The sequence below is a fragment of the Pseudomonas fluorescens genome (assembly GCF_902498195.1).
Lineage (GTDB): Bacteria > Pseudomonadota > Gammaproteobacteria > Pseudomonadales > Pseudomonadaceae > Aquipseudomonas > Aquipseudomonas fluorescens_BU.
In genome coordinates this window covers 102,260-114,635 of record NZ_CABVIY010000002.1, presented here as the reverse complement: position 1 = coordinate 114,635, position 12,376 = coordinate 102,260, and the positions used below count along the sequence as shown (strand labels likewise).

Here is a 12,376-nt window from a genome sequence, read left to right as displayed (position 1 = left end):
TATGTAGTGATAAGCGACAGGTCTAGAATGTAGACTTATACAGGTAAAGTATTCGCGCACATGGAGAGGGTATGAAACGCAAGCAGTCGATCGAACAGGTTCGCTGGGACCTGGCACTTCGCTATCGTTTAATCGAGACCATTGCCTGGTGGGAGGGTCGGTTGACCACGGGACACTTGATGCAGAGCTTCGGCATCAGCCGTCAGCAGGCGTCCAAGGACATCAACACCTACATCACAGAACATGCGCCTAAAAATCTTACATATGACAAAAAAATAAAAGGTTACGTGCCAAGCAAGACATTCACGCCGCTGTTCATCGACGACAGCGCGAGCGCCTATTTGCACCTGCTTTACCAGAACAACGAACGCGCCCCGCACATTGATGGGCTCGCCCTGGCCTACGCCCACACCAAGGTGCTGGAAGTCCCGGATCGCCCAATTCGACCAGATGTCCTGCGCCCGTTGCTCAAGGCCTGTCGCGATGGCCTGCGCCTGGAAACCGAGTACGTTTCGCTAAATACCCCCAACGTGGAAGTTCGTCTCATCGCCCCTCACACACTGGTCTACACCGGCATGCGCTGGCATGTGCGGGCTTACTGCGAGAAGAACGGCCAATATCGCGACTTTGTCCTCAGCCGCCTGCGAGGGCAGCCGGACTTGCTGGACGAATCGCAGAACACTCGTGAACTGGATGAAGATTGGAATACCGAGATACCCGTCATATTTGCAGCCGACGGGCGATTGAACGCGGCACAGAAGTCAATCATCGAAACCGACTTTGGCATGATCGACGGCCAGCTAGTGGTGCCCAGTCGCAGAGCTCTGGTGAAGTACGTATTGCAACGCTATCAGATCGATCCGAGAAACCAGGCGACTAACCCCGAGGCACAGCAAATCGTGGCAACCAACCTCAAGGAGCTGCGCCCCTGGCTCATGCATGACTGATCCTCAACCCTTTGGGCGAAGGCGTGTTGCCGAGTCGATCGCTGATTGTCAGGCGTTTCGACTCGGCAACTTCCCTGTCCACCCGGCCGACAACTCATGCCAGAGGCGCGTAGCGCTGATGTAGTTGTCGATCTCCCGGATCAACAGCTGCCCTGCTACATCGTGATGGCCGTTGAGGATGGCCAGATTACGAGCGGTGTTGCCTTCGTTGTTCTTCGCATTCATATCCAGCTCGAACATCCGGTAGTTGTCCGTGAAGTACCTGACGGCCTTGAAGTGGCCGTGGATTGCGAGCCAATGGATGGGCGTGTTGCCGTCCATATCACGGTCATTGAGACTCCCGCCTAGCCGGAAACGCGATTCAAGGATTTTGATTTTTCCCTGCTTGGCGGGCAGATGCATGTATTTATCGTGCGGCATGAAGGTGCCGCGACCTTTCCAATCCTGTATGTGTTTGTCGCCCACGGCACCGAGCGCCTCCAGCCTTTCGATCAAGGCGACTCGGTTGAGCCGATAGGCGATGTCCAATGGCGTTTCCCCTGCAAGTCCCCGCTCATTGAACGTGAGCGGGTCGAGCGACGACAGATACTGCGTGCTATCGAGCAGGACTGAAGCGTGCCAGTTCCCCAAGCCGAGCCCCACCCAGTCGTCGACACAACACTTCGTCGTGGCCAGAGTCTTGTGCAACAAAACAAGCAAATCGGGCGTATAGGGCATCACTTCCTTCCCGGTTGCGGATCGAATGACAAGGCCTTTGCAGCCGCTATTCGCACAGCGCGACAGCCGTCGCAGCCGTCCCGTGCCTGACTGCCATGCACAAACCGTTGACCAGGCTCATGTCATGCGGTGTCTGGCAGCGGATGGCGGTCAGATCAGGGCTGGCGACAATACAGGCCAGTGACTTCGCGCGACTGACGGCCACATTTAAGCGGTTCTTCGAATACAGGAAGCCAATGTCTCGGGGCAGATAGTCTTCATTGGAGGTCGCCATCGAAACGATGACAATCTCCGCCTCCTGCCCCTGAAATTTATCCACAGTGCCGACACGGGCGGCCGCTGGCAGTACCTGTTTCAACAACTGCACTTGCAGGTTATAGGGTGCTACCACCAGGATGTTTTCGATACGGATCGCGTGCTCTGCGCCCTTGTCATCCACATACCGCTGCCGCAGGAAGTATGCGTAAAGCGCTTTGACTTGCTCCGCCTCTTCGGTCGAACTCTGGCTGTTGCCATCGTGCTCCACAGGGCAAAACATCAGCCCGCTGGCCGGCACCTCCGGTCGTTGACCATCGAGTAACAACACCCGCCGCTCGGTACCTGGCGCCGAAGAAAGTTGCCCTTCGTAAACGGCTTGCGAAATGAATGAGCAAACGTGGGGGTGCATCCGCCAGGTTTGCGCCAGGAACACCCCACGATCAGGCGCGATGGTAGGCGTACCATCCAGCAGATAGTCGAGGATGGAATCGCCGGAGCGACCCGGATGCACGCCTTGCACCGGTTGCGACAATTGCATCTGATCGCCCATCAGGACGATGTTGCGCGCAGCCATGCCCATCGTGACCAGATTCGCCACACTCACCTGGCCAGCCTCGTCGATGAAGAGATAGTCCAGTTGCTCGGTGAAGGCGGGATCGGCAAATAGCCAGGCGGTGCCGGCCGTCAAGTCAATGTTCGGCCCCCAGGCATCGAGGAATTCCTTTTTGTCCTCGATGGAACGAATGCAGCGGCCGGTGAACTCCGTACCTTCTCCGTCCGAGGACTTTTTCAACCCCGTGAAAGTGACTCCCTCTTCTTGCGCACGAGATTCAACCGCCGCCAGCAGGTTGTTGATGGCGTGGTGCGAATTGGATGTTACGCCGATGCGCTTGCCCCCCTTGAGCAAGTCAACGATGACGTGCGAGCCAGTGTAGGTTTTGCCTGCACCTGGCGGTCCCTGAATAAAGAGCACGCTGTGTTCGAGGTTACGAACCACCTGCTTGATGGCTTCAACCGTCGGCAGGCCTGGATCAAGCAGTGGTGCACCGGGCTCGACATCTTTCACCCGTGGGGCGCGTCGATACAGGAAGTCCGCAACCGCCTGGAAGTGCTGTTCGCCAGCCAAGAGGCTGTCGGCATAACGGAACATCGCCTTGCGCAGAGGCGTAGATGGGATCGGCCTGCCGGGAATCATGTCGAAGTAATCAGGCGGCGCATTTCTCTGGGTAGCCTTGAATGTCGCCAGACCGTTGTCATGGTCCAGATGAACCAGCTGTACGCTGGCCAGGGACTCGGTGATGACGCCCTGAGAACCGGCACGCATTTTGGTTTCCTGGGGTTCGAAACTGTACTCATACAAAAATGACTGTTTGATCGGTTCCGGCAGTGTTTTCGTGCGCTGCAAACCGGCCAGGCTCTCGATGTCCTCCAGCAGCTCCTCAGTTGTCATGTCCTGGCGGCTGAACAGTTGCCACCACGTCGGTTTCTCTGCACGGCGGTGGAAGTCGAGTAGCTGGAAGGTGAGCAACGTGACCTGATCCTCATCACTCATGGCCTCGTCGTCGGTGCACAGATCACCTAGCAAACGATCGCGATAATCTTCCAGACGAATCTCGATCTCCTTCTGCTCCGCCATGGATTTCTCGCTTTCGGCTTCAGGCCTGAGAAAAGCGCCTGCATTCGACGGTTTTATTTCCAACAGCCAGTCACGCAGAAGATAGGTCGATAGCACATCGTCTTCGTTGTAACGCTCGATCTGCTCAAGCAACGCCGGTTCGCCGGTCTCTTTCCACCTCTCATAAAACACGATGCTCGCGCCGGCATTGGTGACGTCGCCGTCGCGCTGATCCATGTAAAAGTGCTCGATATTCTTGATCGAGTAGCTGGGCTCGGACACCCGGATCGCTTCGCGCACAACCTTGTACAGATCGATCAGTTTGCCGTTGCGCAGCAACCAGTCCACTTGTGCTTCACGCGTCCCGTGCTGGCTCATCAGGCGCTTGATAGCTGTCTCTTCGTAACTGGCGTAGTGGTAAATATGCGCGTCGGGGTAACGCTTAAGATGGCTGGTGACCCAGTCGATGAACTGCTCGAAGGCGACCTTTTCTTCTTCTCGGGTATGCGCCCAGAAGGGTTTGAAGATTCGCTGCCCACCCTCGTCGATGTAAAGACCGAAGAGGTATTCCAGGCCACCCTCTTCCAGCGGATTGCCCTCCATATCGAAGAACAGGTCGCCCTCGACCGCCTTGGGCATCCGATAAAAACCACGTCGCTCACCCGACACGGGAAGCAGCTCGAATAGCGGGACATCACTGGAACGCCCCTGGAACTGCAAACGCGCCTGATGCCGCAACTTGCTCAATGACTCTGTCTGCAGTTTTGGAATGCGCAGGTCGTCAGTACTGTCCGCCAGCTGGTGCAATGTGGTCACGCCGGCACTCTGTAACTTCTGGATTTGCGAACGACTGATACCAGCTACCGCCGAGAGGTGATCGTCCTGCAGTCGTTGTTCGTCGCAGCGATCACGCCAGGCGCAGAACCCACAATGCCCGCATGGCTCCGGGTAGGTAACGGGTCGCTCGGCACCGTTCACGAACGCTTCGAAACGCTGTAGCACATACTCCAGATAATCGGCGTAGTCGGCGACCCGAAATGCCTGCTCGGTACACGCAGCATCACCGAGTACGACGTACATGAACTGTGGCTGTACGCCCTGGATCGAGATCAGCATTCGTGAATAAAGCGCAACCTGTACAAGGAACTTGGCCTTGGCCGTTTTCGCCAGCTTGGTGTCGATCACCTCATAGCTGTGGTCGCCCAGCGCCGACACCCGCGGCACTTTGCGCAGGAAGTCGGCATGACCAATAAAGGCGCCTTCCTGAAGCGACGCCTGGAAGATGATATCGGCGCCGGCCTTCATGGCCTGGATGGTCAGTTCCACCCGGCGCGCGAAACTCGGATTGCCCTCGGCAATGTCGACAACGTTGGCGTATTGGTTTTTGAGCCGTTCGAAAAAGGCCGCTTCATGGGCCAGACCTTTGTCCTGGATCAAACGGTTCTGTTCGCTTGCCGCCGCTTTCTCCATAGGGATGACAAGGTTCTGAAGATCCAGCGCCGTGAGGTGCTGGCACTCAAGAAAACCGCAGATGTCTGAGGCGGAGTACAACTGAATTCCGTTTCGGGTTTGCATGGTCGTTTCCAGTCCGGTGAAGCACCCAGGAACGCTTCACGCTAATTCAATGTCGTGTGGGAGTCAGGCGTCGAGCGAGCATCCGCGGAAAAACTGCTCGAATAAGGTCGTCGGCAAATGTTGTGCATCGAGCAGGCTGAAGTGCTTGCCCACGTTACGCCCCAACGCCATCAGCGTCCTTGCAGAGTTCTCTGTACCGGCATATCCGGCGCTCAAGATGTAATCGGTTCGCTCCTTGTCGGTCGTCGCCCGCCGATACGCATTGCCCGTGATCAATACATCCACCAAACAGACACTTACCCGCTCATCACCCACGGTGAACTGCTCTAATGTCTCGCTTGCCAGTGCCGCACACAGTCCATCCTTGCCACCCGCGACGATTCGCTCAAGCTCTGCGAGCGGCCGGCCGAACAGGTCGAACTCCTCAATGGAGAACGCGAAACAGTAGCCCTGCGCCGTAGCACGCGTGAGCGGGTTCTCGTTACGCGGGTTCGTCAACAGCCAGGCAACGAAGGACGCTTTATCGTCGAGCGAACCGCTGCGGCGGAAGGCCAGATAATCCTTGAGGACCTGACTGAAGGGGTGCCCGGTAGGCACCCAGCCGGTGGCGTCACGTTCACTTTTCTGCGAGTCGATCTCTGGCACTGCTGCCTTCGGATCAGTCGCCAGAGTTACACCAAAGCACCGCAGGTCATAGCCGAGCATAAACAGGCTGGCCTCGAAGGCGTGGCATCGCGCGGGCAGAGCCCCTTGTTCGGCAAACCAGCCGGTACGCTCGAGCAGGGCTCGGATAATCCACCCCAACCGCACCTGCCAACGTGCCCATGCGGCATAATCGATCGCCGAAAATTGCGGCGCCGCCAGTCCGTTCAAGAACGCTCCCGGGTTGCGGATCTGGCTGCCACGAGCGCCTCCAGACGGGAAAGCCAGCAGAGGTTTGCCGCTCCCCGTCCATTGCTGGCGAAACAGCGAATACAGCATGCCTATCGCTGCGCCGACGCGACTGTCATAGATGGGTGAACCCGACGGATCGAGCAAGGCGTGAATCTTGGTCAGCCCAGCATCGAAACGCTCGACACTGATCGCGTCGAGATCATTCAGATCATTGTCGCCGTCGAGCGACATGAGCCCGGCCATTTCCCGCAGATAGCTCGACAGCTCGCCCTTTTCGGCCAGCCGGTGCAAAAATGGAATGGCTCCCCGGACACCACCCCAACGAAGAATCTGCAAACACGCCTGAAGCGCTTGTTGTTCATCCCCCCGGTTGACCGCACTCGTCAGCCACTCGCGAAGTTGTCCGAGAGAGCGTTGAGTTTCAGCCCAGGTTTGTGAATCCACCGAATTTTGATGGGTATCTTGCCAGCTTGCTTTCCAGCGGTATTGCTCAAGAATCTGCTCGAAACCCTGGACATCAGCGGTTAAACCGCCCGGCACAAATTTGCTCGCCTTGAAGCGCAGCTTGAACGTCAACGTCGGCAAGTTCGTTGCGAGCCATGCGATGAAGGACTCAACTTCAGGTTGCGCCAGGAACTGTTCGCGCTTCATGCAGACCACCTTGCAGGTAATATCGAATGGCCATACCCTAAGTAAAACCACAGCCCCCGTCCATGTTGTTTGTCCGTACAGGTAAACAAATGGAGCAGGTTCTCAGGCCCTCGATAGAAACTTCTCTACCCATGCCTGGGTTTAATCAAAAATATGTAAGTTTTCAGACGCTCCCAATCTGTTGACGTACTGCCCATGACCTCAAGGATCGGCACCCCATGGACCATCAAGCACTCAAGACCCGTCATCGACAGGAACGTGAAAGTCATCATCCCAACCTCACCTTGCGTGTTCATCGGGCGCTGAGTTGGCTCAATCGTGCCGAGCAAGCTGACGATGTCGATGGGCGTTTTATCTTCCTGTGGATCGCCTTCAACTCGGCCTACGCCACCGATATTGACGAGCAGTACCGCCTTTCCGAGCAGTCCACGTTCAAGGCGTTCCTGGACAAACTCTGCGCGCTCGACACGGCCAACCTGATCGAGAATCTGGTCTGGTCCGCGTTCTCCGGCAGCATTCGCGCGTTGCTGGACAACCCCTACGTGTTCCAGAGCTTCTGGGATTACCAGAACGGCAAGATCAGCGAGCAACAGTGGACCGAGCGCTTTGCCAGCGGTCGGCGAGCAGCGCAGCAAGCGTTGGCCAACCGCAATACCCCAGCAGTGCTCGGCGTTCTGTTCAATCGAATTTATACATTGCGAAACCAGGTCATGCATGGGGGCGCAACCTGGAACAGCAGTGTGAACCGGGATCAGCTGCGCGACTGCTCAAACCTTCTCGGCAAATTGGTGCCGGTGATTATTTTGCTGATGTTGGATAACCCGGAAACGCTATGGGGTGATGCTTGTTATCCGGTTGTTTCTTAGGTCGTGGGACTTTCCAATCACGCGATCACGAACGAAGTGATTCCGCTGGCTGTTTATCCTCATCACCTAACTTGCCACTGTCGAGCATGACATCTTCGTCCTCAATCAGAGGGACTGCGAAAAAGCGGGGACTTTGGGCGCAAACTGCGCCCGTTCCCGCCCACGAACTGTTCAAGGAAAGAATGCAATGATCAAGAAATCGGTATCGGAGCTGTCGTTCGTCAACAAAGGGTCGCCATTGCCCACTGTCGAGGTCGACTCGCACTCCGTCGAAAATGCGGGCTTTAGTATCTACCGCACTGTGATGCAGGTACTGACCCAGTTGGCCGAACAGGACGCATCACTTCGCGCAACCCTTTACATGTACGCTTCTGCCAGCGTCAATTTCCGTGAGCAGAGCTGGTCTGAATTCCTGTTGGTTGCCGGCCCTAATAAGGTTCTACTGGCCTTGGGCGCTGGCTTCGAGCGGTTGCCAGCGGTGAAGTCGCGGTTCAGCGATTACGTTTCGTCCTCCATAGCCCTGCGCACCTTTCATGTCGAGGATGGGCTGGTATGGGAGCAGGAGGACGCCTGCACTTGGTATTCCAATGGTCAGAGCCTGGCTGACCTGACCGAAGAGGCCGAAGAGGCCGATGATGATCCGGAACTTATAGAGGGGGATGAAGAGGACGAGGACTGGGATGTCGAGGAACCAGATGCCGAGGATGAGCAGGGTGCAGACCAGGCCGTGGCCACTGCCGAGCGAAGGGCGGCGCGCTATCGGGCCGCACGTTCGGATGCGAAGGTCAGCAGCATTCGGGCAGCCATCGAGGAAGTCTTTGGTCTACCGGAAGGTTCGGTCGCGCTCTGTGGACCGGATCGGCGTGCGTTGCGGGGGGATGCCCGGATCAGGACCTTGCGCAAACGCTGGGAAGAGAGCTGAGCAGGGGAGCCGATAAATGACGCATGAATCTCCTGTCCGGGTCAGCACCCTGGCATTCGACGATCTGCTAAAGGTAGGTTGGCCATTGGCACTGGACAGTTATCAGCGCGGCTTCGTGTGGGGCCCGGACAAGCTGTTGCAACTGACCAGTGATCTCGCAGAGTTCGCAGGCCAGCCGGACAAAACCTTGCCTTACTACATTGGCGCGGTATTGCTGCATCGCGATGTGCACCAATCGAGAAGGTTCATCATCGATGGTCAGCAGCGCATCACGGCGTTGTCGCTGCTGTATCACCGCGCGACCGGTGCACTGCCAGCGGGCCAGGTGCTCAGCTATTCGGGGCAGTCCGCACGACATATCCGTGAAGGAATTCAGGCGTTGAAGCAGCAAGAGCCGATTGCACCGGAGATCATCGGAAAGCTTCGTCTGACGGTGATCGAGGTGGACAGCAGCGACCTTGCCTTCACCTTTTTCGATACCCAGAACAATCGCGGCGTGCCTCTGCGGGCCACCGACCTGCTCAAGGCCTATCACCTGCGTGCGATCGATCACGCAGACGCTGAGGGCGATCTGAAGACAGCCCTGCAGCAGCACTGCGCCGAGCGCTGGGAGGCGCTGCAACGTCAACCCGCGATACTGTCGCCCGGCCAGGATTTTGCCCCCAACCTGTTCAATCGTTTTCTCTGGCGTGCGCGGCGTTGGCGCGGTGCGCAAACTCCAGCGGGCAGACACGAGACGCTGCTGACCGAGTTCCAGTGCAACACATGGAAACACGTTGCGGACAGCCGCAGCAGCGTCGACAGCGTGCCGCTCTACGCCACCCGACACAATCGGCTGGCAACTGCGTTGACGCTGACGGGCGACGGAGAGCAGGTACTGCACGGCAGTCAACTGCGCATCAGCCACAACCCCGCGAACTTGCCGATGGCACTGCGCCAGCCCATTCATGAGGGCGTGGGCTTCTTTCTCTACGCAGACAAGTATGCCGCCCTGCTGCAGAGGCTGATGAACGATCCTGCGCCGTGCGCGCAGGTGAGTTTTTTCCGCGCGATATATCGACAGCTGCTGTGCAACAACCAGGAGTATCTGCGCGAAATTTTCATGCTCTGCAGCCTGGTGTACATGGATCAGTTCGAAGTCGAGCAACTGACCGCGTTTGCCTTACGCCTGGAGTTTCTGCTGGGCGCAATTCGCCTGGAGAAAAAACAGGTCAAGCAGGAAACCGCCGCCAACTTCTTCAGGTTGGCCGAGTTAAACCTGCTGGATGTGATCGCACAAAGCTACCATCCGAAACAGGTGCTGGACTTTCTGCAAAAGCGCCAACAGGCCGTGGCATCGTTGTATGCCGATGAAACGATTGAAGTGGGGAATGGTGTGCAAGGTCGATACAAACGGGCTGTTCTGGCGTTCTACAAGGTGCAGGCGGATCCTGAATGCCGCAACCTTGCGGACAAATCGCAATGGCTTGAGGTGTTTCTTAAAGCCTCCCATGGAGGTCGCCATGAGCATTGATTCCAGCCTCTGCACTCTGCAACAGCTGGCCAACAGGAAAGACGCTGCGTGGTGTTTCAATGTGCCGATCTACCAGCGCCTGTATGTGTGGGGTGATGAGCAGATCAGAACACTGCTGACAGACATCGCCAATGCTTTCGATCGAGGCGACACACAGTTCTTCCTGGGCGGCACGCTGTTGGTGGAAAAAACCACCGATGAAGATCGCAATCAGGGCATGCGCCGCTTCGACCTGATCGACGGCCAGCAGCGTTTCACCACGTTGTGGATGCTCAGCACGGTGCCGGTATGGAGCCAGGTGATGGAGGACTTCAGTAGGGTTGTGCTGAAGGAAAGGACGACTCCGCGTCTGCACTTCTCAATCCGGGAGCAGGTGAACGACTTCCTTGCCAGCATGATGCCGGGGGGGAAAGCGACGAGCAGCGAAATCATCGACACTCAGAGCATGAGAGAGGCTCAGCAATTGATGGCCTCCTTCGCGCAGACCTACAAGCGTGCGGACGGCGGGCCTGTTGATGATGAATATCTCAAGGCGCTGGCCAGCTTTGTGTATCGCAATGTATCGCTGGTGCTCACGCAAGTGCCTGAGGGCATGGACCTGAACAAGCTGTTCGAAGTCATCAACAACCGTGGTATCCAGCTACAGCACCACGAGATCCTCAAGGCTAGGTTGCTGCAGGACATCCCCGCGGAAAGCCGTTTCCGTTTCGCGGCATTGTGGAATGCCTGTGCCGACATGAGTGGCTTTGTCGAGCGCAATCTGTGTCTGGAAACCCAGCTGGAGGCGCACCGACTGGGGGATCTCTATAACAAGGGGCAACTGCTCCATGCAGGCGCCGTACACGGGTTGCTCGATCGAAAGACCCACTCCGCGCAAACGGATGGCTACGACCGCCTGACCTTGCAGGCCATCGTTGACGGCTCTGTTACCGATATCGGCGCGTCTCCGGCAGCCATCGCCGAGGATGACGGAGAAGCCCCCTGGGCGCGGAGCATCATCGGCTTTCCACTCTTCTTGCTTCATGTGTTGCGTATCTGGCTGAAGGAGCAAGGGCAGGCGGATCTGCCGCGTGTGCTGGATCGGCAGTTGCTCGCCCTGTTTGAAGCCCACTTGCTGGCGCCAGCGGATTCGGCGCAGCGTGTGGCGAGGGCGCAAGGGTTCATTGATCTGCTCTGGCGCATGCGTGTGCTGTGGGACGAGTATGTGATCAAGTGGGTCGATCAGGGCGATGACGAAATCCATCAGGTCTGCCACACCTCGATTTCCGCCAGTGAAGACAAGCGTTACATCAATCGCAGTCGCGACAATGCCGTGCACCAGGGCCTATCGTTGCTGCAGAGCATGCTGTATCACTCGCAGGAAATCACCACCCATTACTGGCTGACCCCCTTCCTGTACTTTATCCACAAGCATGCGCACACCGTGCGGGGTGGTGGCGGTGAAATCGAGCGGTACTACGGCTTCCTATGCCATCTGGATAACCAGCTGCTTGGAGAAGTGACGGATGCTGCGCTGGTCGTACGTAGCCGCCGGTTCATGGACGATCCCTGGCGTACCGCTTCGGCGCTGCAGTTCGAAGCTGTGCTGACGGAGGACCATGGCGTCAGATTTGCGCATTACTGGTTCTATAAACTGGACTTCGTGCTTTGGTATGAACAGCAACGTGATCATGAGTTCTGGGGCAATTTCCGTTTCACCGCGAAGAACTCGGTAGAGCATATTTCGCCGCAGACCCCACAGGCGATCGATACCAACACGGTCTCGCGGGATTGGCTAGACCGCTTTGGCAATCTCGCGCTTGTCTCGCGCAGTATCAACTCGGAGTACGGTAATCTGCCCTACAACGAAAAGCGCCAGCGATTCCTCAACAAGCGGGCGTACGAGAAGCGGCCTGACTCCCTGAAAATGGACTTGATCTATTCGAAGGAAACGTGGGGAGAGGTCGCGGCCGATGCTCATCAGGCTGCCATGCTGGCGGCACTGCAATGCCATTACCAAAGGGTTTTCACCATCGACTAGGGTGACGGTGAAGCAAGCGTTATCAGCGCTATCCATTAAGCGCAACGACGGGTGATAACCCTGCAGCGATGTCGCCCGATGAATCCACAGCCAGGAGCGACGGTTCAGCATCTACGGCGTAAGCAGGATTACACTGCGAACCACTGGGATGATGCCATCGCGTGCAAGCCCGCTCCCGCAAAGCTTGGAGCCCAATCCCTTACTACCGTCCATTTGGGTCGATCTCAGTCTGCCACGACCGGCTAATGACGACCCAAAGTTCCCTTTCGCAGCAGCTAGAAAATCAGGGGAGATTTAGCGTGCCAGATGGGTCTGAGCATATGTTCACTGAGAAGAGCCAAAATTCATTAAAAAGCTGGTCACATAGGCCTGGCAAGACGTGGCCCGAAAACGTGTGT

Annotated in this window: 8 protein-coding genes; 5 read left to right on the top strand and 3 right to left on the bottom strand. The window is 57.1% G+C overall.

What is annotated here, in order from left to right:
* Positions 1-71 precede the first annotated feature (71 nt).
* Complete coding sequence (locus F8N66_RS05880; RefSeq protein ID WP_150769306.1) at positions 72-947, top strand: WYL domain-containing protein; 876 nt, start codon at positions 72-74, stop codon at positions 945-947.
* 48 nt (positions 948-995) lie between these two features.
* On the opposite strand, the gene F8N66_RS05875 is transcribed toward F8N66_RS05880, so the two are convergent.
* The 3 genes from F8N66_RS05875 to F8N66_RS05865 form a co-directional block, all read right to left on the bottom strand.
* Positions 996-1,664 carry an ankyrin repeat domain-containing protein gene (locus tag F8N66_RS05875; RefSeq protein WP_150769305.1) on the bottom strand — a complete coding sequence of 223 codons (669 nt, stop codon included), beginning with the start codon at positions 1,662-1,664 and terminating at the stop codon, positions 996-998.
* Between the two features lie 46 nt (positions 1,665-1,710).
* Positions 1,711-5,112 (bottom strand): TM0106 family RecB-like putative nuclease, encoded by a 3,402-nt coding sequence (locus tag F8N66_RS05870; RefSeq protein WP_150769304.1) that lies wholly within the window; start codon positions 5,110-5,112, stop codon positions 1,711-1,713.
* Positions 5,113-5,175: 63 nt separating this feature from the next.
* Positions 5,176-6,657 carry a hypothetical protein gene (locus F8N66_RS05865; protein WP_150769303.1) on the bottom strand — a complete coding sequence of 494 codons (1,482 nt, stop codon included), beginning with the start codon at positions 6,655-6,657 and terminating at the stop codon, positions 5,176-5,178.
* Positions 6,658-6,875: 218 nt separating this feature from the next.
* Here F8N66_RS05865 and F8N66_RS05860 point away from each other — a divergent pair, with 218 nt between their 5' ends.
* The 4 genes from F8N66_RS05860 (at position 6,876) to F8N66_RS05845 (ending at position 11,978) form a co-directional block, all read left to right on the top strand.
* On the top strand, positions 6,876-7,523 hold the full coding sequence (locus tag F8N66_RS05860; protein WP_057025050.1) for a HEPN domain-containing protein: 648 nt from the start codon (positions 6,876-6,878) through the stop codon (positions 7,521-7,523).
* Between the two features lie 187 nt (positions 7,524-7,710).
* The gene (locus F8N66_RS05855) at positions 7,711-8,445 is read left to right on the top strand and encodes a hypothetical protein (protein ID WP_060766126.1); all 735 of its coding nucleotides are present in this window, start codon (positions 7,711-7,713) and stop codon (positions 8,443-8,445) included.
* Between the two features lie 85 nt (positions 8,446-8,530).
* Positions 8,531-9,958, top strand: a complete 1,428-nt coding sequence (locus tag F8N66_RS05850) for a DUF262 domain-containing protein (RefSeq protein WP_191622928.1) — start codon at positions 8,531-8,533, stop codon at positions 9,956-9,958.
* Positions 9,948-11,978, top strand: coding sequence for a DUF262 domain-containing protein (locus F8N66_RS05845; protein WP_150769301.1), 2,031 nt, complete (start codon positions 9,948-9,950; stop codon positions 11,976-11,978). Before F8N66_RS05850 ends, F8N66_RS05845 begins: the two co-directional genes overlap by 11 nt.
* The last annotated feature ends 398 nt before the right edge of the window (positions 11,979-12,376 follow it).

Excerpts from the sequence above, each read along its gene's own strand:
- F8N66_RS05870 (WP_150769304.1), bottom strand. The coding sequence starts at position 5,112 with ATGCAAACCCGAAACGGAATTCAGTTGTACTCCGCCTCAGACATCTGC.
- F8N66_RS05865 (WP_150769303.1), bottom strand. The coding sequence starts at position 6,657 with ATGAAGCGCGAACAGTTCCTGGCGCAACCTGAAGTTGAGTCCTTCATC.
- F8N66_RS05855 (WP_060766126.1), top strand. The coding sequence starts at position 7,711 with ATGATCAAGAAATCGGTATCGGAGCTGTCGTTCGTCAACAAAGGGTCG.
- F8N66_RS05880 (WP_150769306.1), top strand. The coding sequence starts at position 72 with ATGAAACGCAAGCAGTCGATCGAACAGGTTCGCTGGGACCTGGCACTT.
- F8N66_RS05845 (WP_150769301.1), top strand. The coding sequence starts at position 9,948 with ATGAGCATTGATTCCAGCCTCTGCACTCTGCAACAGCTGGCCAACAGG.
- F8N66_RS05860 (WP_057025050.1), top strand. The coding sequence starts at position 6,876 with ATGGACCATCAAGCACTCAAGACCCGTCATCGACAGGAACGTGAAAGT.
- F8N66_RS05875 (WP_150769305.1), bottom strand. The coding sequence starts at position 1,664 with ATGCCCTATACGCCCGATTTGCTTGTTTTGTTGCACAAGACTCTGGCC.